The organism is Humidesulfovibrio sp., from assembly GCF_031082295.1.
Lineage (GTDB): Bacteria > Desulfobacterota > Desulfovibrionia > Desulfovibrionales > Desulfovibrionaceae > Humidesulfovibrio.
Genome location: NZ_JAVHLD010000002.1, coordinates 154,462 through 176,947, shown reverse-complemented (window position 1 = coordinate 176,947; position 22,486 = coordinate 154,462). Strand labels below are relative to the sequence as shown.

Sequence of the window (22,486 nt, the reverse complement as noted above, 5' to 3'; positions counted from 1 at the left end):
TCACCAGCGCCAAATGAATAGGCCCGGCTCGGAGATTCCTCCAGGCCGGGCCTTTGTGACTCATCTGTGGCGTCGTCCTATACCTTGACCTGATACCCCAGGTCCAGCAGGTCGGCGCGCTGACCGCCTCGGATGCCGAAGTTCTCGCGGGGCTGCTCGATGAGGCGGATGAACACGTCGGCGCGCGGCACGCCAAGAGGCTCCAGCGCGTCCACAATGGCCAGGTACAACGCTCCCTTGGTTTCGGGCGTGCGGCCCTCGAACAGCGCGATCTCAACTAGCGTGAAGGCGTCGCTCTTGCCCTCGGGCAGCAGCCACTCGTCGCGGCCGTGCTCGGCCAGCCGGATGTAGCGGTCCAGGGGCGGCAGTTGCAGCGTGGCGCTGATGGCGCCTTGCACGGCCTCAAGCAGGGCGATCTTCTCGGTGCTGTTGCGGCCCTTCACCACGCTGACGAGAGTCACGGGCATGGCGGCACCTTACAGCTTGGCAAGGCCCGTGGCGGGCACTGCCTTTTCCAGCACCCCGGCCACCTGGAGCAGGCGGGCCTCGTCAAAGGCCCGGCCGGTGAGCTGCAGACCCACAGGCATTCCAGACTCGCGGCCCAGGCCAACGGGCAAGCTCATGCCCGGCAGACCGGCAAGGTTGGTGCTGATGGTGAAGATGTCCATGAGGTACATCTGCAGCGGATCCGCGGTCATCTCGCCGACCTTGAAGGCCGTGGTGGGGCACACCGGCCCCATGATGACATCGCACTGGGCGAGGGCGGCCTCGAAGTCCTGGCGGATGAGGCGGCGCACCTGCGCGGCCTTGCGGTAGTAAGCGTCGTAGTAGCCGGACGAGAGCACGTAGGTGCCCAGGATGATGCGCCGTTGCACCTCTTCGCCAAAGCCCTGCGTGCGGCTCTTCACGTACATCTCGATGAGGCTCTGGGCGTCGCGGTCGCGGTGGCCGTAGCGCACGCCGTCGAAGCGCGCCAGGTTGGAGGAGGCCTCGGCCACGGCGATGATGTAGTAGGTCGCGATGGCGTATTCGGACATGCGCAGGTTCACCGGCACGGTCTTGGCGCCAAGGGCTTCGGCCTGCTTGATGGCCGCGCCGCAGGCCTCGGACACCTCGGGCGAGAGGCCCTTGTCCCAGTACTCCGCGGGCAGGCCGATGGTCAGGCCCTTGAGGTCGGTTGCCTCGCCCAGGGCGGCGACGTAGTCGGGCACGGGCGCGTTCACCGAGGTGGAGTCGCGCTCGTCGTGCCCGGCGATGACCTGCAACAGGCGCGCGGCGTCTTCCACGTTGCGGGTCATGGGGCCGATCTGGTCCAGAGACGAGCCGTAGGCCACCATGCCGAAGCGCGAGACGCGGCCATAGGTGGGCTTGAGCCCCACGATGCCGCAGAAGCTGGCCGGCAGGCGGATGGAGCCGCCGGTGTCCGTGCCCAGCGCGCCGTAGCACTGGCAGGCGGCCACCGTGGCGCCGGAGCCGCCGCTGGAGCCGCCAGGCACGCGCGAGACGTCCCAGGGGTTTTTGGTGGCGAAGTAGGCCGAGTTCTCGGTGGTGGAGCCCATGGCGAATTCGTCCATGTTGGCCTTGCCCAGCAGGATGGCGCCGGCGTCCTTCAGGCGCGCCACAGCCGTGGCGTCGTACACCGGCCGGAAATTTTCCAGGATCTTGGAGCCGCAGGTGGTGGGCACGTCCTTGGTGGCGAGCACGTCCTTCACGGCCAGGGGCACGCCCCAGAGCGGCTTGGACGCGTCAGGGCCTTGGGCGTCAAGCTCCTTGGCCAAGGCTCTGGCCTCTTCGGCCTGGACAGAGAGCAGGGCCTGAACCTTGGGCTCCGTGGCCTGAATGCGGGAGAGCGCGGCCTCGGTTACTTCGACGGCGGAGAGGGTCTTGTCCGCGAGCTTGGCGCGGACCTCGGACAAGGTCAGTTGAGTCAGGTCGGACATGATGATGTTTCCGTGTCTGGGAAAGTGGTTGTGATGAGTGTGCCGCGTCAGGGTGGCTACACGATGCGCGGCACGATGAAGAAGCTGCCGTCGGACTCGGGCGCGTTCTTGAGGATATCCTCTCGGGCGTAGTCCTTGCGCACCACGTCGTCGCGCAGGACGCTCACGTGGTCAACGGGCGAGTACATGGGCTCGACCTTGCTGGTGTCCACCTCGGAGAGCTTGTCCATATACGCCAGGATGCCGTCCAGCTGGCCGGTGTACTGTTCGATCTTCTCGGGGGAAAGGTCCAGGCGTGAAAGCTTGGCGACCTTTGCCACTTCTTCAGCGCTGATCTTCATGTCGGGATGCTCCTTACTCCGTGGGCTCTTTGGTCAGGCTCCCGGATGCGCCGGAGAGCTTCTTGTCTTTCTGCAACTGGCGCGAATAGGACAACCTTTTTTCGCGCCGGGATTTGGCCTTGTCCGTGGCTGCGCGCAATTCCGCGGGATCGACCAGAACCTTGCCCTCCTTGCGCGGGCTGAACAGGTAGAGGTTCTGGTGTGCGCGGCCCTCGGCGTCCCAGGCGATGGGGGCCATGCTGAACTCCAGGCCACGGGCCGCCTGCAGGCGCGTGTTCACCTGGGCGGGGGTCCAGTCGGCGGGCAGGTTCAGCAGCGTGGCGAAGTTGATGAAGTCATGCCCCAGCGCCAGCCAGAAGTCCGCCGCGTCCTGCTGTTTTTCAGCGACAAGGGCCTGGAGGGCCTTGGCCGCGGGGGCATCTGGCCACCACGCGCCTGGGCAGGCCGCCAACTGGAAATAGGTGTCGTCGATGTCCTTGGAGTTGTCCAAGGCCACGCTCCACAGCTCCGTGCCGAGGAAGACAAGATGCTGGCCTTCGAAAAAGTGGAAATTCGACACCAGGAGCTCGGACTGGGTCCAGTCCTCTGGCACGAAAACGGCTCCGAAGTCAGGCATGGGAAGCGGCATGTTCTTGTTGCGGCGGAAGGCATCCGGGACTTTGAGCAGGCGGCTGACGCTGTGCAGCCAGCGAGGGTGATCGCCCGGCGGGTAGAATTCGCTGGAGGCCAGACGCAAGCCCTTGGCCTTGGCCTCAGCCTGGAAAACCTCGGACATGCGCTGGCCATAGCGGCTTTTCGGGGCAAGTACGGCCACGGAGCGGATACCAAGCTGGTCGGCGCTGAGGTCGACAAGGGCGCGCATCTGGTCGCTTGGGCTGGTGAAGAAGCGCCAGGCCTGAGCGCCTTCCTGAGCTTCGCCCAGGTCTGGCAGGAAGGCGAAAACGGCGCGTGAGGAGAGCACTCCGCCCTTGAGCATGTCGCGGAAGCTGTCAACAAGCATCGGCCCGCCCACCACGGAATAGCTTTGGGGCAAGGCCTTGAGCTGTTCGCGCCAGTCAGGGGCGTCGACGTTGATGGCCTTGATCTCCACCTGCCTGCCGCTGGCCGCAAGGCGCGCCTGGGCGATCTCCGCCCCGCGCAGCACCTTGACTGCCGTGGGGGCGTAGCGGCCGGTGAGCGGCAGCACAAGCGCCACATGGACAGCGCCAGGACCTGCCGCAAGCGGGCTGCCGATGTCCGCCACGGTGTTGCGGCTGGACTGCGCCAGCAGGGGGCTGCCGGCGTCGGCTCGCGGAGACAAGGCCCGGCGCTGGACTTCGCGCTGGATGAGGGCATGCGGGAAGGTGGCGGAGCCCGCGGTGCCGACAAGGCTCGCAAGCCCCTGCAGCTGCTCTGAGGGCATGTCGCGCAGCAGTTCGGCGTATTCGGCCTCCATGGCGGCTTTTGCCTTGCGGTCCGGCGCCTTGCCGTGAGCTTGGGCGAGTATCTCGATTGCACGGGCCATGCTGCCGCTTTGGGTGTAGACACCGGCAAAGGCCATGGCCGCGCGCGAGCGAACCTCGAAGGGCAGCTCAACGTGCGAGGCCAGCCAGACCCTGTGGTTTTCAAGCAGATCAGGGCGGTTCAGCGCCCCCAGTGTCTTGATGTACAGCTCATGCCAGCGCCAGGTGGTCAGCACGGTGCCGTCCGCCACCACCAGCCGGTCCAGGGCGGACTTGGCCTGATAGTAATGACGGGAATTGAACGCGCTGACAGCCAGGCGGTTCAGGGCCTGAAGGCGCTCGTCGGTGCTCATCTCGCGCTCAAGCAGGCGGGTGTAGAGCAGTTCGCTCTGCGGGAAGTTGCCGCTTGTAAAGAAGCCGTCGGCCTCCTTGGCCAGATCTTCCGTGGACTGTTCAAGCGGCGCCTCAAGCGGTGCCTGGCTCGCCTGGGGCAGGTTCAGCTCCACGCAGCCGAAGGATATGAGCGACAGGAGGAGAACCAGCGCGGCCAGGACTTTTGGCGAATTGGGGCGAGCGCCGTACTGGCGCGAAGTGTGCTTCATGTGCCTGTCTCCCTGGCCTGATCGGCAAAAAAAACCCGGCCCACGGAAGTCCGCAGGCCGGGTAAACTCTACTCGCTCTTGCCCCGCAAGGCAAGCAAACGCGCTTATGCGCTATTTGACCTCGGTGTAGTCGGCATCCACGACGTTGTCGTCGGCGGGCTTTGCGCCCTGTCCGGCGCCGCCGCAGGTGCCGCCAGCGCAGCCGCCAGCACCGGCAGCCTCGCCCTCGCCCTGCTTCTGGGCGTAGAGCTGCTCCGCCAGCTTGTGGGAGGCCTGGGCCAGTTCGTCGGCGCCAGCCTTGATGGCCTCGGCGTCGTCGCCCTCAAGCAGCTTCTTGACGTTCTCGATCTTGCTCTCGATGTCGCCCTTGACCACGGCGTCGATCTTGTCCCCGATTTCGCGCAGGGACTTCTCGGTGTTGTACACCAGGGAGTCGGCGTGGTTGCGGGCCTCGATGAGCGCCTGCTTCTTCTTGTCGTCCTCGGCGTGGGCCTCGGCGTCCTTCACCATGCGCTCGATGTCCGACTCGGACAGGCCGCTCGACGCGGTGATGCGGATGGACTGCTCCTTGCCGGTGCCGGTGTCCTTGGCCGAGACGTTGACGATGCCGTTGGCGTCGATGTCGAAGGTGACCTCGATCTGCGGCACGCCGCGCGGCGCGGGCAGGATGCCGGTGAGCTCGAAGCGGCCCAGGGTCATGTTGTCGCTGGCCATGGGGCGCTCGCCCTGGAGCACGTGGATGGATACCGAGGGCTGGCTGTCCGCAGCGGTGGTGAACACCTGGCTTTTGCGGGTGGGGATGGTGGTGTTGCGCTCAATGAGCTTGGTGAACACGCTGCCCATGGTCTCGATGCCGAGGGACAGGGGGCTGACGTCGAGCAGGAGCACGTCCTTCACGTCGCCAGCCAGGATGCCGCCCTGGATGGCCGCGCCCATGGACACGACCTCGTCCGGGTTCACGGAGCGGTTGGGCTCCTTGCCGAAGAACTCGCCGACCTTCTGCTGCACCAGGGGCATGCGGGTCATGCCGCCCACCAGCACCACTTCGTCGATGTCCTTGGCGGTAAGGCCGGCATCGGAAAGCGCCTTCTTGCAGGGGCCGATGGTGCGCTCCACAAGGTCCATGACGAGGCTCTCCAGCTTGGCGCGGGAGAGCTTGATCATGAGGTGTTTGGGGCCGTTCTGGTCGGCGGTGATGAAGGGCAGGTTGATCTCGGTCTCCATGGTGGAGGAGAGCTCCTGCTTGGCCTTCTCGGCGGCTTCCTTCAGGCGCTGCAGGGCCATGCGGTCCTTGGAAAGGTCGATGCCGTTCTCGCGCTTGAACTCTTCCGCCAGGTACTGGATGACGCGCTGGTCGAAGTCTTCGCCGCCCAGGAAGGTGTCGCCGTTGGTGGCGCGCACCTCGACGACGTTGTCGCCGACTTCGAGGATGGAGATGTCAAACGTACCGCCGCCCAGGTCGAACACGGCGATCTTTTCGTTCTTCTTGCGGTCCATGCCGTAGGCCAGGGAGGCCGCGGTGGGCTCGTTGATGATGCGCTTGACCTCAAGGCCGGCGATCTTGCCCGCGTCCTTGGTGGCCTGGCGCTGGGAGTCGTTGAAGTAGGCCGGGACGGTGATGACGGCCTCGGTGACGGCCTCGCCCAGGTAGGTCTCGGCGTCTTTCTTGAGCTTCTGCAGGATGAAGGCGGAAACCTCGGGCGGGCTGTACTTCTTGCCAGCGATCTCGACCCAGGCGTCGTTGTTCTTGCCGGCGACGATCTTATAAGGGCAGTGCTCGCGCCATTTCTTGACCTCGGGGGAGTCGTACTGGCGGCCCATGAGGCGTTTGATGGCGGAGATGGTCTTCTCAGGGTTGGTGACGGACTGGCGCTTGGCGATTTCGCCGATCAGGCGCTCCTTGTCCGTGAAGGCCACGATGGACGGCGTGGTGCGACCGCCCTCGGGGCTGGTGATGCACTTGGGGTCCTTGCCTTCCATGACGTAGACGCAGGAGTTCGTGGTCCCAAGGTCGATGCCGATAATCTTGCCCATGATGCAAACCTCCAGGGTGGGGGATGATGTTTGTCGTTGAGGCTTTTAGTAAGTCCGCTTTCGTCGTTGTAAAGACCGGAAAGCTTACGCTTCGGTTTTCTTGTTCACCAGGACCTTGGCCGGACGGATGACGCGCCCCTTCAGCACGTAGCCGCTCTGGGTCACCTTGGTCACGCAGTCTTCTTCCTGTCCCGCCTCGCACACGGTGCCGATGGCCTCATGCTTGGCCGGGTCGAAGGTCTCGCCGCAGGCGCCCACGCACTCCAGTCCATGCCGTTTCAGCGTGTCCAGAAAGATCTTGCGGGTCATTTCCACGCCCATGACGAGGTTCTTGCATGCCGGGTTGTCGCCCGCGTGTTCCAGGGCCAGGGTCAGGTTGTCCAGCACGGGCAGCAGGTCGGAAAGCACCGACTCCGTGGAATAGCGGCGCACTTCTTCCGTTTCGCGCTGGATGCGGCGCTTGAAGTTCTCGTTGTCGGCCAGGGCGCGCAGCTTGATGTCTTCGGCCTCGGCCATGACCGCGCACTTGGTGCAGACGTGGGCCTTGCACAGCGCCTGGAGTTCTTCCTCGCTCAGGTCGACCTTGGGAGCCTCGGCCTCGGGCTCCTGCGCTTCGTTCTTCTCGGTTTTCGACATTTCGGCTCCGTCGTGTGCGTGTTGCTCTAAAAACGTGCAAGGACGCCGGGAGGCTTGAACACAAGCTGTCCCGGCGTCGCGACATTGAAATAAGTAAACACGGGCTTTGGGATGTCAACAGGGAGAGGTGCGGTTTTTGACCGCGAAAGACCCGAAATCGCGCTCGCGCTAGACGAGGAACTGGCCGTCCTCGTAAATGGTGCGGCGGCGGCCTTCGGGCAGGATAGCCGTGACGCGCTTGGCCTCGGTGTTCACCAGGTCCCAGTGCATGCTCGACGCGTTGAAGCCGAGCTCGGCCTCGCGCTCCTGGGTCAGCTCGTCCGAGGGGCCGGTGAAGCTCGCCGCCGAGGCCCCGCCCAGCGCGATGTGGCAGTTGCCGAACTCGCCCCCGTAGTTCTCGTCCAGCAGCGTGTGGGCCATGAAGCGCTCCACCTTGGACAGGCGCTTGTCCGTGAGCGAGAACTCGCCCACACGGCGCGCGCCCCCGTCGCTTGCCAGCCGCCCGGCCAGGAACTGTGCGCCGCGACCGGCCTCGGTGTTCACCGCGACCCCGCCGTGGAACTCCAGGCGCACGTCGGACAATATCCGGCCCCAGCGCAGGGACGGCTGGTCGGCGAAGTACACGCCCTCCACCGTGCGCCAGTCCGGGGCAAGATACAGCTCGAAGCCGGGGATGTTGCGGCCCGTGACCCCCACGAATTTGCGCTTGTCGCCGGGGCAAAGCGTCAGGTCGGTGCGAGCGCTCTCCAGGTGCAGGCGCGAGATGTTCAGCCCGTCCAGCCACTTGCCGATCTCCGTCAGCTCCTTTCGGGTGCGTTTCCACTCGGCCACGGGGTCGGGCGTGAAGAGCAGGCAGGCCCGCGCCAGGCGCTCGGCGTACTCGCTCAAGTCCATGCCGCTGGCCTCGGCCAGGGCCTCGGTGGGGTAGAGGCAGACGGTGGAGCCGAGCAGGCCCGCGCGGCGGCGGCGGTCAAGCACGCTGGCGGCCTGCATCTCGGTCTGCTCGCCCGCGGCGATGGTGCGCGGGTCGATGTGGCCCAGGTGGGTCAGGTCGTCGGGCGCGAGGATGGTGATGACCCCGGCGGTGCCCCGGTAGAGCTCGTCCAGCCCGGGCTGGCTGAAGGTGAGCTGGCCGAAGCTGGAGTTGCCGAAGTGCTCGGACTGCATGAAGGCTGTGGGCAGGGCCATGGGCAGCGGGTGCAGGTGCGCGTCCATGAGCGTGGCGTAGACGGCCTCGGCGAGCGGGAGCGCGTCGTGGTCGTAGCGCAGGAGCACCAGCTCGCCGTTCTTGAAGGGCACGCTGCGGCTGGTGCGCAAGGCCCAGATGAGGACCTCGGCGTAGGAGGCGAGCTGGTCGTGGGTGAATAGTCGCACGTATACCTCCGCTCGGGCGAGCCTAACAATTTCAACGTCGGCCCGCCCGGCGGTGAGTCAGATGAGTTGAGGCTACTGTATCGCCTTGCCGCCGTCCATATTGGGCGTGGGCGGCGTCACCTCGGCGTCAAACACCACGTTCCCGTCCTCGTCCGTGTAGCCGAACACGATGCGCGCGTTCTGCACGTCCACAACCACCTGCGCCCCGTCCTCCAGCCGCCCGGCGATGATCTCCTTGGCCAGCGGGGTCTCCAGGTGCGTCTGCAAATAGCGGCGAAGCGGGCGCGCGCCGTACACCGGGTTATACGCCGCCGCCGCCATGAAGGTCTTGGCCGCGTCGGTGATGGTCAGGCCCATCTTGCGGTGCGCCAGCCGCTTGCGCAAGCTGCCCGCCAGGAGCTCGATGATGGCCATGAGCTGGCCTTGCAGCAGCGGCTTGAACAGCACGGTCTCGTCCACGCGGTTCAGGAACTCCGGCCGGAAGTGGCTGCGCAGCGCCTCCATGACCTGGTTCTCCGTTCCGGGGGCGAAGGCGCCGTCCGGCTGGATGCCCGCCAGCATGTATTGCGAGCCGATGTTGCTCGTCATGATGAGGATGGTGTTCTTGAAGTCAACGGTGCGGCCGTGTCCGTCCGTCAGCCGCCCGTCGTCCAGGATCTGCAGCAGCGTGTTGAAGACGTCCGGGTGGGCCTTCTCGATCTCGTCGAACAGGACAACGGAGTAAGGCTTGCGGCGCACGGCCTCGGTGAGCTGGCCGCCCTCGTCGTAGCCAACGTAGCCCGGAGGCGCTCCGATGAGGCGGCTCACGGTGTGCTTTTCCATGTACTCGCTCATGTCCAGGCGGATCATGTTGTCCTCGGTGTCGAACAGCGCGCTCGCCAGCGTCTTGCACAGCTCGGTCTTGCCCACGCCCGTGGGGCCGAGGAACAGGAACGAGCCGATGGGGCGGTGCGGATCCTTCAGGCCCGCGCGTGCGCGCAGCACGGCGTCGGAAACGGCCTGCACGGCCTCTTCCTGGCCGATGACGCGCTGGTGCAGCTGCTCCGGCAGGCGCAGGAGCTTCTCGCGTTCGCCCTCCAGCAGGCGTGTCACCGGGATGCCGGTCCAGCGGGAGATGATGCTCGCGATGTCGTCCGGGCCGACCTCTTCCTTGAGCAGGCGCGGCTTTTCGTCGTCATCATCAGACGGCGCGCTTTCGGCCAACTGCTTCTCCAGCGTGTGCAACTTGGAGTACCGCAGCTCGGCGGCGCGGTTGTAGTCCAGCGCCCGCTCGGCCTCCTCGATTTCAAGCCTGGTCTGCTCGATGTCGGCCTTGATGCGGCGCACGCCCTCGATGGCGCCCTTTTCTCGCTCCCACTGGCCCAGCAGCTCGGCCTGCTTGTCCTTCAGCTCGGCCAGTTCCTCCTCCAGCTTCTCCAGGCGGTCGCGGCTTGCCGTGTCGGTCTCGCGGCGCAAAGCCTCGCGCTCGATCTCAAGCTGCAGCACCCGGCGGTTGGTCTCGTCCAGATCCGTGGGCAGGCTGTCGATGTCCGTGCGGATCATGGCCGCAGCCTCGTCGATGAGGTCGATGGCCTTGTCCGGCAGCTGCCGGTCGGTGATGTAGCGGCTGGAGAGGGTGGCGGCCTCCACGATGGCCGAGTCGCTGATGCGCACGCCGTGGTGCACCTCGAAGCGCTCCTTCAGGCCGCGCAGGATGGAGATGGTGTCCTCCAGGCTCGGCTCGTCGACCATTACCGGCTGGAAGCGGCGTTCGAGCGCCGGGTCTTTCTCGATGTACTTGCGGTACTCGTCGGTGGTGGTGGCGCCGATGCAGTGCAGTTCGCCGCGGGCGAGCAGGGGCTTGAGCATGTTGCCAGCGTCCATGGCGCCGTCGGCCTTGCCCGCGCCCACGATGGTGTGCATCTCGTCGATGAACAGTATGATGCGTCCCTCGGACTTCTGCACGTCCTTCAGCACGGCCTTGAGGCGCTCCTCGAACTCGCCGCGATACTTGGCCCCGGCGATGAGCGCGCCCATGTCCAGCGCAAAGATGGTCTTGTCCTTCAAGCCTTCGGGCACGTCCTGCTTGACGATGCGCTGGGCCAGGCCCTCGGCGATGGCGGTCTTGCCAACGCCCGCCTCTCCGATGAGCACCGGGTTGTTCTTGGTGCGGCGGGAGAGGATGCGGATGACGCGCCTTATCTCGGTGTCGCGGCCAATGACCGGGTCGAGCTTGCCGGACTTGGCTTCCTCCACCAGGTCGCGGCCATATTTCTTGAGGGAGTCGTAGGTTTCCTCGGGATTGTCGGAGGTGACGCGCTGGTTGCCGCGCACCTGCGTCAACGCGCCCAGGACCTTGTCGCTGGTCAGGCCGAACTGGCGGTTGACGCGGCCCGGCCCGGTGGAGGGGGGCTCTTCGACCAGCGCAAGGAAGATATGCTCCACGCTGACGAACTCGTCCTGCATGCGCCGGGCGGTGTCGTCGGCGCGAACAAGAACGGCGTTCACGGCCTGGGTCACGTGGACCTGTCCGGGCTGGGCGCCGGGGCCGGAGACCGAGGGCAGCTTGGCCATCTCGGCCTCGACGGCCTTGGCGTAGGCCTTGGCGTCAAGGCCGCACTTGCTGATGATCTGCGGGACCAGCCCGCCGTCCTGGGTGGCCAGCGCGGCCAGCAGATGCAGGGTGTCGATCTGCTGGTGGCCGCCACGCACGGCGAGGTTCTGGGCTTCGGCAAGAGCGGCCTGGGATTTCTGGGTCAGCTTGTTGGGGTCCACGTCGTGTCCTCCCGGTAATGCCGCCGGGGAATCGCCCAGGCGGGAAAGTTGAGTCGTTGAGGCGTTTACAAAAGTCTGCGCAATTCGCTGAGCTCCTGCTCCAGGCGCTCAACGCGGTCGATCAGGTCCACGATGATGCAGCCCGCGGCGTGGGAAATCTCCAGGTCGCGGCACAGGCGCTGCAGTTTCTGGATGCGGTACACGTCGCGCGAGCGGAACAGATACTCGTCGGCATGGGTGCGCACGGGGTCGATCCAGCCCATGTCCAGCAGTTCAGCCATGGTGGCTGGCTCCACACAGGTCACTTCCACCAGCCTGGTCCAGGCGATGAGCTCCGATGGAATGGGCAGCGTATCGGGATCATTCATTTTAAGCGTCATGATTTTCCCTCGCGGGTTACAACTCTAAGTATTGGCTCAACCCCTGGGGCTGAAGCTGGAGGCCTTTGCAAGCTCTTCCCACAGCTTGCGTTCCGCATCCGAAAGGTCCTTGGGCGACTGGATCATGATGCGCACCATCTGGTCGCCGCGATGCCCGGCCGCGCCCAGGCCCTTGCCGCGCACGCGCAGCTTGGCGCCAGAGCTGACGCCTGGCGGAATCTTCATCTCAACGGCGCCGTCCAGGGTGGGGACGCGCACGGTGGCGCCAAGCGCCGCCTCCCAGGGGGCAAGCTTGAGGTCGAAGATGACATTGTCGTCCTTGACCTTGAAATGCGGGTGCGGCGCCAGCTTGATCTTGAGGTACAGGTCGCCCGCGCCGCCGCCGCCCGCGCCGGGGCTGCCCTGGCCGGACAGCCTGATCTTCTGGCCGTCCTTGACGCCCGGGGGGATGTTGACCTTGAGGGTCTTGGTCTGCATGCGCGGGTGTCCGTCCGGGCCGTAGACCTGCTCCTGCAGGCTCAAGGACTGCGGCCCGCCGTTGTAGGCCTGTTCCAGGCCGATCTCGTAGCTCACCTCGGCGTCCTGGCCGCGCCTGGCGCGCATGTGCTGGCCGCCAAAGCCGCCAGCTCCGCCAAAGCCTCCGCGTGGGCCGCCGCCGCCGAACAGGGTCTCGAAAAAGTCGCTGAAGCCGCCGCCGCCAAAGCCGCCTCCCGGCCCGCCATTGAACTGGAAGTGCATGTTCTCAAACCCCGGAGGGGGCTGGAAATTCTGGCCCTGTTGCCAGTTGGCGCCAAGCTGATCGTAGAGCTTGCGCTTCTCTGGGTCCTTCAGCACCTCGTTGGCCTCGTTGGCTTCCTTGAACTTGCTCTCGGCCTCGGGATTGCCGGGGTTCAGGTCCGGGTGGTACTTGCGGGCCAGCTTCTTGAAGGCCTTGGATATCTCGTCCTGGCTGGCTGTGCGCGCCACCCCGAGAATCTTGTAGTAGTCCTTGTATTCGACGCTCATTGCGGGCTTTGCTCCTTGCGCGCCATCGGGCGCAATCTTCTGTTCCAGTCTGCCAGAATAACCTGTACTTTCGCTAAGTCAAGGGAGTTTTCCACAGGTTTCAGCTTCCGTTGAGTATTCTTGCCATGCGATAGGAATCACGTTAAATATCGGCTAGCTCGGAGGTGCCGCCATGCATCGCAATTTTCCCCAGCCTCTTTGGCTGCCCATTCTGGTTATTGTTACGAGCTTGCTGCTGTTTGCAACTGGTTCAGCCCTGGCGTCATCGCGCACGGCCCTGGTCATCGGCAATTCTGCCTATCCCACCGCCCCGCTCAAAAACCCCGCCAACGACGCTGCGGATGTTGCTGCAGCGCTCAAGAAGCTTGGTTTCGACGTCGTGCTGCTCAAGAACGCCACCATGCAGCAGATGGAAGAGGCCGTTCGCGAGTTTGGGCTCAAGCTGCGCCAAGGCGGCACTGGCCTGTTCTACTTCGCCGGGCATGGCGTGCAGGTGGCTGGGGAGAACTATCTTGTGCCTGTGAACGCGGTGATCCAGTCCGAGGGCGATGTGAAATACGGTTGCCTGAACGCCGGACTGGTGCTGGCCAAGATGGAGGACGCCGGGAACGGCCCCAATGTCGTCATCCTCGACGCCTGCCGCAACAACCCCTTTGCGCGCTCTTTCCGTAGCGCGGAGGCTGGCCTGGCGCGCATGGACGCGCCCACCGGCTCCATCATCGCCTACGCCACGGCCCCCGGCAAGGTGGCCTCTGATGGCGACGGGCGAAACGGCCTGTACACCCAGCACCTGCTGCGCAACATCGCGACGCCCGGCCTCTCGGTTTCGGACATGTTCATGAGCGTTCGCGAGGCCGTTGTGCGCGATTCCGGCAAGAAGCAGGTGCCGTGGGAAAACACCTCGCTCATTGGACGATTCTCCCTCGCCGGACCGGTGGCAGCACCTGCTCCCGCGCCCGCGCTCCAGGCGTCCCTTGCTCCCAAGCCTGCGTCCGCACCGGCGTTTCAGGTGCCGCCGCCAGCCAGCCCGGAGGAATCACGGCTCATGTCCGACCTGGGCGCATACCGCGGCACCAAGCGTGACGAGGATGTGGAGGCCAAGCTCATTGCCAGGGCCAAGGCGCTGGCGGCCAAGGGCAGCCCCTACGGCCTGCTTGCCCAGGGCTGGTTGAGCGAGGACGAGGCGGTGCGCAACCAGGCCGTGGCCAAGGCCGCCAAGCTGGGCATTCCCCTGGCCCTGGTGCTCCGGGCCGAGTTCCTTGCGGACCAGCCGGTGTCGCCGTCGGACGTGGTGGAGGCCCGCGAGCTGTTGCGCCGAGCCATGGACATGGGAGAGCCCGAGGCCAGGCTCGACCTCGGTCGGCTGTTCATTCTCGGAAAGGGCGGCCCAAAGGACGTTGCCGGTGGCGAGCGGCTCTTTGCCGACCTCGTGCGTGAGCGACCGGCCTACGGGACCAAGGTTGCGTTGGCCTACCTCGAGTTTTCCGAGAAGGTTCTGCCGAAGCCTGATGCCGACGCCAAGGGCGTGGCCTACGCGCGGCGGGCCGCCAGCCTGGGCGATATTGATGCCATGATGCTCATGGCGGAACTGTACGAGCGCGGCGGGCATGTGAAGAAGGACCCCTATGAGGCGTGGTCCTGGTATGAGAAGGCCGCGGGCCGTGGCTATACCTGGGCCATGACGACCTTGGGGATATCTCTTCGCTATGGCAGCGAGGATCTCGGCGTGAAGAAGAACCAGGTGGAGGCCTTCAAGTGGTTCCGCAAGGCCGCGGACCTGGGAAACACGAGCGCCTTGATCGATGTTGCAAAGATGACCATCCTCGGCGAGGGCGTGCCCAAGGACCCGCAGGGCGGTCTGGCCATGCTCAAGGGCCTGGCGGACAAGGGCGACCAGAACGCCTTCTACGGGCTGGGGACCCTGTATCTTGACGGTGAAGGCGTGCCGAAGAACCGGTCGCTGGCCTATTATTGGTTCGCCGTGGGCGCGCGCAACGGTTCCGATGTGTCCGGCATCAGGCTGCGCTCCCTGGCGCCGGATATTCCGGCCGAGGAGCGCGTCAAGCTGGACGCCCAGGCCGCCAAGTGGAAGCCCAGGAAGGGCATGTAGCCATTTCTGCGTGGATTCACTCGAAGCGGAAGTCCGTGCGAGTTCCCTTGTATTCGCAATAGTAGCAGCGCTCCGGCGTCATGAACAGGCGCACCAGCACCATGCCGGCCAGGAAGCCGCCCACGTGCGCCCACCAGGCGATGCCCCTGACCGGCGCGCCCATCTGCTCGAAGAGCCCTGAAAATACTTGTGAGATGAACCAGAACCCAAGGAATAGCCAGGCGGGCAGGCGGACAATGTAGGGAATGATGATGATGGGGATGAAGGTGAGCACCTTCCCGCGCGGGTACAGGAGCACATACGCGCCCATGACCCCGGCCACGGCCCCGGAGGCGCCGATGATGGGCGTGGTGGCGTCCATGTTGAAGAACATGTGCAGGGCCAGCGCGGCCAGGCCGCAGAGCAGGTAGAAGGCCAGGAACCGGCCCGGACCCATGACGTCCTCGATGTTGTCGGCGAAGATCCAGAGCATCCACATGTTCATGGCCAGATGCCACCAGCCGCCGTGCAGGAACATGTACGTGAAGAAGGGCAGTACGCCCAAGGCTGGGAAGCCCACGAAAGCCGCCCAGTCGGGAAACAGGTAGCGCGCGGGCACCACGCCGAACAGGTAGTAGGCGTGCTCCTGGCCCACCGGGTGCAGCCTGCTGACGAGCACGTGCATGACCACGTTGGCCAGGATGACGAGAATGACGGCGTAGGGCGTATGCACCCTGGGTATGTCGTCCTTGAGCGGGATCACGCCTCGTCTTCCTCCCAATCCAACTCGCTCTCGTCGAGATCCTCTCCGGGCAGTTCCACCGTCTCGCCGGCAACTGCGTCGAGCAAGGCGTCCTGTCGGGCCTTGAAGAGCCTGGCCCGTTCCTGTCGCTGGGCCGCCAGGGCCGCGAGCAGCTCCTTGGCGCGGCCGTCCAGCCCGTCCGGCCCTTCAAGCCCGCCGTCGTTGTCGATGACGAGATCGCAGGCGGAAAGCTTCCGCTCGGCGGGCCACTGCCAGGAATCGAAGGCCGCGAGGGTTTCCGGCGTCAGCCCGCGCGACTCGCGCATGGCCCCCTGGCGCATTTCCTCTGGGCAGCGAACGCCCACAAGCACATCGGCCAGCACATCGGGCTGAGAGCTTTTGGCCTCGCCGGAACCGGAACGCCAGCCCGCTTCGAGGAACAGAGGCACCTCGGCCACGGCCAGGGGCGCGCTGGCGTGGGCGGCCCAAAACTCCCGCAGGGCATGCTGCACCAGCGGGTGGATGATGTCTTCCAGCTCCCGGCGCAAGCTTGGCTTTTCCTGCAGCAGGGCCAGCAGGCGCGGGCGGTCCACACCGCCGCTCTCGTCCAGCAGCTCGCGGCCGAAGCTGCGGGCGATGAGCGTCGCGCCGTCGGCTCCGGGAGCGTACAGCGCGGCCACGCAAGCGTCGGCGCTGAAGGTCGGCGGGGGCTGCGGCTGGCGCCCCAGGGCGCGCAGCAGGGCGGACTTGCCGCAGCCGGGCATGCCGGTAAGCACCACGCGCTGGCAGTCGGCTTCAAGCGCGTTCAGCAGCGCGGAAAAGTCTTCCGGCGGGTCGCGGCGGATGTCCAGCACCTCGCCTGTGCGCGGATGCCGGAAGGCCAGCCGGAAGGCGTGGAGCATCTGCCGGGGCGCAAGGCCAGCAAGCGGCCCGCCGTGGGCGCCCCAGAGGGCGTGCTGGGCCGGACCGTAAACCGGGTCGCCCAGCAGCGGGTGGCCGATGTGCGCCAGGTGCACGCGGATCTGGTGGGTGCGGCCCGTGTGCAGGCGCACGGCCATGAGGCTCGCGCGGCCCAGGCGGTCGGTCCACAGTCTGCGCCAGCTGGTGCGCGCCTCGCGTCCGCCCTTCGGCAGCACGGCCATCTTGGTGCGGATGGAGGGGTGGCGGCCGATGGGCAGGTCGATGCGGCCCGTGTTGGCGTCGCCCGCCTCCTGGTCCACCAGCTCGGCCTTGGGGCGGCCGTGCACGATGGCCAGATAGGTCTTGCTCACGGCGCGCGCGGCGAAAGCCTTGGACAACGCCAGGCGCGTGCCCTCGTTCAGGGCCACCATGATGAGGCCGGTGGTGTCCTTGTCCAGGCGGTGCACAATGCCCGGCCGCTCGCCCTCCATGCCCGAGGTCTCCGGCAGGAGCTGAGGAAAATGGTGCAGCAGGCGGTTGACCAGCGTTCCGTCGGGTTTTCCGGGCGCGGGATGGGTGGCCAGCATGGCTGGCTTGTCGATGACGACGAGGTCGTCGTCGCGATAGACCACGGGCAGTGGGCCGTCCTCGGCGCCTGGCGAGTCCTTGATGGAGAAGGCCGGTGGCAGCAGGGCCAGCTTCTCGTCGCCCTCCAGCCGATGGCCGGGCTTGCGGCAGGCCTTGCCGCCGATCTTGGCGAAGCCGCCGACGATCCAGTCCTTGATGCGTTCACGGGAGATGCCGGAGCCGGAGAGCTCGCGCGACCAGAACTGGTCCAGGCGCGTCCCGGCGTCGTTTGGCGCGGCAGCGCGCTCAAAACATTTTGATTCAGGCGTTTCGTTCATGGTTCGCCTCTATAACCCGGCGAGGGTAAAAGCACAAACACGCCTGGACACGCGCAGCAGAGCGCACCGCAACTTGACCCCCGAGTGCGCGCGTCGTACAAGCCCGCGCATGGCCCCACGCACCCTCGGACTCATCCTGACCTACAACGGCGAACGCCTGCTGGCGCGCTGCCTGGCCAGCCTATCCTTCTGCGACCAGATCATCGTGGTGGACTCGCTCAGCACGGACGCCACCTGCGACATCGCCCGCGCCGCCGGGGCGGTGGTGCTGGAGCGCCGTTGGGAGGGGCCGGGGCCACAGTTCCGCTACGCGCTGGAGCACATCAAGTCTCTGGTACCGGCAGTGGACTGGGTGGTCAGCCTGGATCAGGACGAGTACCTCACCGACGAGCTGGCCGCGAGCATCCGCGCCGCCGTGACTCGCGAGGAAGACCTCGCGGGGTATTGGATGCCGCGCTCGTCGTTTTATTTCGACCGGTTCATGCGCCACAGCGGCTGGTACCCGGACCGGTTGCTGCGCCTGTTCCGGCCCTCGCGCATGGAGGTCCACGTAAGCGGGGCGCACTACAGCTTTCACCCCTTGGGCGACACCGGCAGGCTCGACGGCGACATCATCCACTATCCCTACCGCAATTTCCGGGAGCACCTGGACAAGATCAACTCCTACGCCCAGCAGGGTGCGGATGCGCTCAAGGCCAAGGGCCGCCCCGGCGGCGTGCTGGCCGGGACCATCCACGGCCTGGCGCGTTTCGCCAAGCTGTACCTGCTGAAGCTCGGCATTCTGGACGGCCGCGCAGGGTACATCAACGCCGTGCACGGCGCCTTCTACGCCTTCCTCAAGTATGTGCGCGCCACCGAGCGCGAGGACTGGGGGCCGAAGCCTTGACCATCGCCGTTGCCGTGAGCGGTGGCGGCGACAGCCTGGCCGCGCTGCTGGCCCTGCGCGATGCCGGTCACGAGGTCATGGCATTGCACGGGTTCTTCCTGCCCAACATCGACGATGCCGCGGCGAAAGGCCTGGCCGAGGCCTGCGCGCGGCTCGGCGTTCCCCTGCACCTGCTCGACCTGCGGGCGGAGTTCGAGGCCCTTGTGGCCGCCCCCTTTGCCGAGGAATATCTGACCGGGCGCACGCCCAACCCCTGCGCGCGCTGCAACGCGCACCTCAAGTTCGGGCTGGTGCTGGACAGAGCCCTGGAGCTTGGCGCGGACAGCCTCGCCACCGGGCATTTCGCGGCCTGCGGTACGCACGATGTCTACGGTTGGGCGCTTGCGCGTGGGGTGGACCCGGCCAAGGACCAGAGCTACTTCCTGTCCCTGGTGCCGCGTGAGCGGCTGTCGCGGGCCGTGTTTCCCCTGGCCCTTCGCCTGAAGTCGGAGGCCCGGGCGGAGTTGGAGCGCCGGAATTGCACGTCACCTCTGCCGGAGGAGAGCCAGGAGATATGCTTCGTGCCTGGAGACGACTACCGGGCTTTCCTGTCCGGGCGTTGCGCCAGGCTTCCGGAGGGCGGGACGGTGGAATTGCCCGACGGAACCGTGGTCGGCAGGCACCAGGGGCTTTGGCGCACCACCATCGGCCAGCGGCGTGGGCTGGGCATCGCCTGGCGCGAGCCGCTTTACGTGCTTGATAAGGATCTGCACCGCAACGTGCTGGTGGTGGCCCCGCGAGAGGCGCTGCAGGCACGGTCCTTCCTGGCGACGGAGGTCAACCTGCTGGTGGAGCCGCGGCACTGGCCGACCGAGGTGCAGGTGCAGACGCGCTACCGCGAGTCGGCCCGGCCCGCACGGGTGGAGGTTTCCGGGACAAGTCCTGGCGCGCTCTCCCTGGTCGTGCAGTATTTCGACCCGCAGCTGAAGCCCGCGCCGGGACAGGTGGCCGCGGTTTACGATTCCGCCGGCGTTGTGCTGGCCGGGTCGGTGGTGGCCGGATCGTAAGAGGCCGGACAGGTCGCGGACTGAGCTGCGCGAAGGCCTAATACCAGTTTGGCCGCCTGCCGCTTGGTGTGTCGCTCTCCATTTCCCACTGTTCGCGCTTGCCTTTCTTCAGGGCCTCCAGGATGTCCTTGATGACCTGTTCGGACGGCTCTTCCGGGTGCTTGCGCAAACGATTGGCCTCCTCCTGCACGAACTGCTGGTGATAGAACTTGAAGGGCCAGCGGAAAGTGGCAAGCTGGTCCAGCCCGGTCTCTCGCTCGCCCTTGCCAATGCGCGACAGGCCCAGGTACAAGAGGCTCTCCGGTTCGCCGGGATTGATCGCCTGTGCCCGTTCAAGGCTGTGCTCGGCAAGGGCGTAGTCCTTGAGGTCGAAGTAGGCCAGGCCCAGGCGCTTCTGGAGCATCCAGTCGTCCGGCTCTTTGGCGAGCGCCGTCCTGTAGCGCTCGATGGCCCGGCGCTGGTCGGCGTCGGTCAGGATGAGCCAGCCGTTTGTGCCGCCAGCGCAGCCGGAAAGGTGCAGCATTGCGCAGGCGCACAAGGCGAGTGCGGTGGCGAGGTTGATGTGGCGCATGCGTTGTCTCCGGTTGGTTGAGCGAGTTACATTGTGACCCGGAAGCTGAAAATATTCCACGAAAAGATTGGGGCCATGCAGAAATTTCACGTATCCACGCTTGGTTGCAAGATCAATCAGTACGAGTCCGAGGCGCTGACAGAGTCCTGGCGCGCCCAGGGACTTGTGGAAGCCGCCGTGCCGGATGAGGCACAGGTGCTGCTGGTGAACTCCTGCGCCGTCACCAGCCGCGCGGTGAGTGATCTGCGCGCCCTGGTGCGCCGCCTGCGGAAAACGAACCCCGGCGCGCGCATCGTGGTCACGGGGTGCGCGGCCCAGGTGCTGCGCGAGGAATTGTCCGCCATGCCCGAGGTGGACGTTGTGGTGCCCCAGGACCGCAAGACCGACCTTCTGCACTGGCCGCTTGAGCCCCACGCCACTGAGCCTCTGCCGCAGCCACGTCCCTTTCCGCCTTTCCAGATCGGCGCGTTCAATCGCGCCCGGGCCGTGGTCAAGGTGCAGGACGGCTGTTCCCACGGCTGCACCTACTGCATCGTTCCGCTCACCCGTGGGGCGAGCGTCAGCCGCGAACCGGACGAAGTCCTCTCGGAAATGCGTCGCCTGCTTGACTCTGGGTACCGGGAGCTTGTGCTCTCCGGCGTGAACCTGCGCCAGTTCGGCCGCGACTTGCCGAGCCCGCTGGATTTTTGGGACCTGCTGGCGCGCATCGAGCATGAGCTTTCGCCGCAGTGGGCGGGCCGCGCGCGCCTGCGCCTGAGTTCCGTCGAGCCGGGGCAGCTCGGCGCCAAGGCGCTGGAGGTCTTAGGCACGTCCCGGCTTGTGGCTCCGCATCTGCACCTGTCGTTGCAAAGCTGTGATTCCGAGGTGTTGCGGCGGATGGGGCGCGGCCACTACCGGCCTGAGCAGGTGCTGGAGTTCCTGGCGCAGCTTAAGCGCTTCTGGCCTCGCCTGGGACTCGGCGCGGACCTGCTCACCGGTTTTCCCGGCGAGACCGAGGCCCAGTACGAGAATTCCTACGCCTTCTGCCGCGAGCTTCCCCTCACCTATGCCCACGTGTTCCCCTATTCGCCCAGGCCCGGCACTCCCGCCGCCGACTGGCCCGACGCCCTGCCCAAGGCCGAACGCACGGCACGCGCCGCACGGCTGCGCGGCCTCGCCGAGTCCCGCAAGCGCGCCTTCCTCAAGTCCTTGGCCGAGCTGCCGGAGCTGACCGTGCTGGTGGAGACTGGCGAGGGCAACGGCGTGTGCGAGTATTACGCGCAATGCCAGGTTCGGGGACAGGGGCTGCGGCCCGGCAGCCTGGTGCGCATGCGTCCTGAAGGCGTTGAGGATGGCCGCCTTGTGGGCGAAGCCGTGGGGGAGCCGGCGTGAGCATCCCGCGCGAGCCAACCCCCGGCAAGCTGGTGCTCTCGGTGCTGGCAGCAAGCGACTGGTGGGAAATCTCCTGGCCGGGGTACCGCTCGGAGCTCCTGAAGCGCTATGGTCCGATCGACTATGAATCGCCGCCGCTGCTCTTCGACCACACGGCCTACTACGACGAGGAGCTTGGCGTTCCCCTGGCCAGGCGCATTCTTGGGTTTGCGCGTTTGGTGCCCCTGGATGGTCTTGTGGCCGTAAAGCTGGCCACCAACGACGACGAGCGCGCCCACGCCCGTCCCGCGAACAACGCTCCCAATGGTGCGCGCCGGGTGAACCTCGATCCCGGCCTCATCACCCTGGAGCGCCTCGTGCTGGCCTCGGGCAAGAATTTCACGCACCGGGTGTACCTGGGGCGGGGCATCTGGGCCGACCTGACCATGATCTACAACAAAAAGTCGGGCTGGGTCGTCTTGCCTTGGACCTTCCCGGATTATGCCACCGAGGACATGAAACGGCGCTTGACGGAACTGCGCGCGCTGTACAAAACAACCGTAGAGGCAGCGGACGAGTCCGCGCCCGAAGGAGCAAACGAATGCCTGTGAGCATGACCGGCTTTGGCCGACATGAGACTATTGCCGACGACTTCAGCCATGTCTGGGAGATCAGGAGCGTCAACAACCGCTTCCTCGACATGAAATGGCGCATGCCTTCCGTGCTGCGCAGCCTGGAGACGCGCTTCGAGAAGATCCTGCGCAAGAACGCCGCGCGCGGACGCGTGGACGTTTCCCTGAGCGTGGAGACGCGCTCGGCCGCGCTTTTGGGCGTCAGCCTGAACACCGCCCAGGCCGGAGCAATGCTCGACCAGTTGCGGGCCTTGGCCGCCATCCAGAAGGTCGAGTTCACGCCGGACTTGAACCGCCTCATTTCGGCCTCGCACCTCTGGCGCGACGATTCCGTCGAGCCTGACCCCGGCCTTGCGGCCAGCCTGGAGCAGGGGCTCAAGAAGGCGCTGCAGGATTGGAACAGCTCCCGCCGTGTTGAGGGCGAGGAGCTGGCCCGCGACCTTAAGGAACGCTTTGCCCGGCTGCGCGTCCTTGCGGCCGCAGTCGGCGAGCGCGTGCCCGTGGTGCTGAAGGACAAGCAGGCCGCCACGGCGGAGCGTCTGAACGCCCTGGTGGCCCAGGCGGGCATGACCTTCACCGAGGAGCGGCTGGCGCAGGAAGTTGCCGTGCTGGCCGACCGCCTGGACGTGAGCGAGGAGATTACCCGGCTCGCAGCGCACCTGGATCGCCTGGAAGAAGCCGTGTCGTCGGACGGCGAGGCGGGCAAGCGACTGGACTTCCTCATCCAGGAGGCCTTCCGTGAGATCAACACCTGCGGCAACAAGGCCCAGGACGTGGAGCTGAGCCGTCTGACCGTGGAGTTCAAGGTGGAGTTGGAGAAATGCCGCGAACAGGTGCAGAATCTGGAGTAGGTGGGG

The 22,486-nt window shown here is 66.0% G+C and carries 19 protein-coding genes; 6 read left to right on the top strand and 13 right to left on the bottom strand.

Features of this window, described 5'->3' with window-relative positions; all coding sequences use genetic code 11:
* Positions 1-77 precede the first annotated feature (77 nt).
* The 10 genes from RDU24_RS02160 to RDU24_RS02115 all read right to left on the bottom strand — a co-directional run bounded on the left by RDU24_RS02160 (position 78) and on the right by RDU24_RS02115 (position 12,508).
* Positions 78-467: a tautomerase family protein gene (locus RDU24_RS02160; RefSeq protein ID WP_308734080.1), complete on the bottom strand. Its 390-nt coding sequence runs from the start codon at positions 465-467 to the stop codon at positions 78-80.
* Between the two features lie 9 nt (positions 468-476).
* A complete protein-coding gene (gene gatA / locus RDU24_RS02155) occupies positions 477-1,940 on the bottom strand; it encodes an Asp-tRNA(Asn)/Glu-tRNA(Gln) amidotransferase subunit GatA (RefSeq protein ID WP_308734079.1) in 1,464 nt (487 codons plus the stop codon).
* Positions 1,941-1,996: 56 nt separating this feature from the next.
* Positions 1,997-2,281, bottom strand: coding sequence for an Asp-tRNA(Asn)/Glu-tRNA(Gln) amidotransferase subunit GatC (gene gatC, locus RDU24_RS02150; RefSeq protein WP_308734078.1), 285 nt, complete (start codon positions 2,279-2,281; stop codon positions 1,997-1,999).
* Between the two features lie 13 nt (positions 2,282-2,294).
* On the bottom strand, positions 2,295-4,325 hold the full coding sequence (locus RDU24_RS02145; protein WP_308734077.1) for an ABC transporter substrate-binding protein: 2,031 nt from the start codon (positions 4,323-4,325) through the stop codon (positions 2,295-2,297).
* Positions 4,326-4,436: 111 nt separating this feature from the next.
* Positions 4,437-6,359 (bottom strand): molecular chaperone DnaK, encoded by a 1,923-nt coding sequence (gene dnaK / locus RDU24_RS02140; protein ID WP_308734076.1) that lies wholly within the window; start codon positions 6,357-6,359, stop codon positions 4,437-4,439.
* 84 nt (positions 6,360-6,443) lie between these two features.
* Positions 6,444-6,995, bottom strand: coding sequence for a nucleotide exchange factor GrpE (grpE, locus tag RDU24_RS02135; protein ID WP_308734075.1), 552 nt, complete (start codon positions 6,993-6,995; stop codon positions 6,444-6,446).
* Between the two features lie 168 nt (positions 6,996-7,163).
* Positions 7,164-8,369: an aminopeptidase gene (locus RDU24_RS02130; RefSeq protein ID WP_308734074.1), complete on the bottom strand. Its 1,206-nt coding sequence runs from the start codon at positions 8,367-8,369 to the stop codon at positions 7,164-7,166.
* A gap of 72 nt (positions 8,370-8,441) precedes the next feature.
* Entirely contained in the window at positions 8,442-11,123 is a 2,682-nt protein-coding gene (clpB, locus tag RDU24_RS02125) for an ATP-dependent chaperone ClpB (protein ID WP_308734073.1), read from the bottom strand.
* Positions 11,124-11,188: 65 nt separating this feature from the next.
* Positions 11,189-11,503 carry a chaperone modulator CbpM gene (locus RDU24_RS02120; protein ID WP_308734072.1) on the bottom strand — a complete coding sequence of 105 codons (315 nt, stop codon included), beginning with the start codon at positions 11,501-11,503 and terminating at the stop codon, positions 11,189-11,191.
* Positions 11,504-11,539: 36 nt separating this feature from the next.
* Entirely contained in the window at positions 11,540-12,508 is a 969-nt protein-coding gene (locus RDU24_RS02115) for a J domain-containing protein (protein ID WP_308734071.1), read from the bottom strand.
* A gap of 172 nt (positions 12,509-12,680) precedes the next feature.
* Here RDU24_RS02115 and RDU24_RS02110 point away from each other — a divergent pair, with 172 nt between their 5' ends.
* Positions 12,681-14,618 (top strand): caspase family protein, encoded by a 1,938-nt coding sequence (locus tag RDU24_RS02110; RefSeq protein ID WP_308734070.1) that lies wholly within the window; start codon positions 12,681-12,683, stop codon positions 14,616-14,618.
* 16 nt (positions 14,619-14,634) lie between these two features.
* On the opposite strand, the gene RDU24_RS02105 is transcribed toward RDU24_RS02110, so the two are convergent.
* Both RDU24_RS02105 and RDU24_RS02100 read right to left on the bottom strand, forming a co-directional pair.
* Complete coding sequence (locus tag RDU24_RS02105; protein ID WP_308734069.1) at positions 14,635-15,360, bottom strand: rhomboid family intramembrane serine protease; 726 nt, start codon at positions 15,358-15,360, stop codon at positions 14,635-14,637.
* Positions 15,357-17,144 carry a dephospho-CoA kinase gene (locus RDU24_RS02100; RefSeq protein WP_308734068.1) on the bottom strand — a complete coding sequence of 596 codons (1,788 nt, stop codon included), beginning with the start codon at positions 17,142-17,144 and terminating at the stop codon, positions 15,357-15,359. Before RDU24_RS02100 ends, RDU24_RS02105 begins: the two co-directional genes overlap by 4 nt.
* 109 nt (positions 17,145-17,253) lie before the next feature.
* On the opposite strand from RDU24_RS02100, the gene RDU24_RS02095 reads away from it, so the two are divergent.
* A complete protein-coding gene (locus RDU24_RS02095) occupies positions 17,254-18,030 on the top strand; it encodes a glycosyltransferase family 2 protein (RefSeq protein WP_308734067.1) in 777 nt (258 codons plus the stop codon).
* Positions 18,027-19,076: a tRNA methyl transferase PRC-barrel domain-containing protein gene (locus RDU24_RS02090; RefSeq protein ID WP_308734066.1), complete on the top strand. Its 1,050-nt coding sequence runs from the start codon at positions 18,027-18,029 to the stop codon at positions 19,074-19,076. The genes RDU24_RS02095 and RDU24_RS02090 overlap by 4 nt, the downstream gene beginning before the upstream one ends.
* A gap of 37 nt (positions 19,077-19,113) precedes the next feature.
* Here RDU24_RS02090 and RDU24_RS02085 read toward each other — a convergent pair whose 3' ends face one another.
* Positions 19,114-19,647, bottom strand: a complete 534-nt coding sequence (locus tag RDU24_RS02085; RefSeq protein ID WP_308734065.1) for a tetratricopeptide repeat protein — start codon at positions 19,645-19,647, stop codon at positions 19,114-19,116.
* A gap of 75 nt (positions 19,648-19,722) precedes the next feature.
* Here RDU24_RS02085 and mtaB point away from each other — a divergent pair, with 75 nt between their 5' ends.
* From mtaB to RDU24_RS02070, 3 genes are read left to right on the top strand one after another with little or no spacing between them, the layout of a single operon-like run.
* Positions 19,723-21,018 carry a tRNA (N(6)-L-threonylcarbamoyladenosine(37)-C(2))-methylthiotransferase MtaB gene (gene mtaB, locus RDU24_RS02080; protein WP_308734064.1) on the top strand — a complete coding sequence of 432 codons (1,296 nt, stop codon included), beginning with the start codon at positions 19,723-19,725 and terminating at the stop codon, positions 21,016-21,018.
* Positions 21,015-21,608 carry a DUF4416 family protein gene (locus RDU24_RS02075; protein ID WP_308734063.1) on the top strand — a complete coding sequence of 198 codons (594 nt, stop codon included), beginning with the start codon at positions 21,015-21,017 and terminating at the stop codon, positions 21,606-21,608. Before mtaB ends, RDU24_RS02075 begins: the two co-directional genes overlap by 4 nt.
* Positions 21,599-22,480, top strand: a complete 882-nt coding sequence (locus RDU24_RS02070; RefSeq protein ID WP_308734062.1) for a YicC/YloC family endoribonuclease — start codon at positions 21,599-21,601, stop codon at positions 22,478-22,480. Before RDU24_RS02075 ends, RDU24_RS02070 begins: the two co-directional genes overlap by 10 nt.
* Positions 22,481-22,486: the final 6 nt, after the last annotated feature.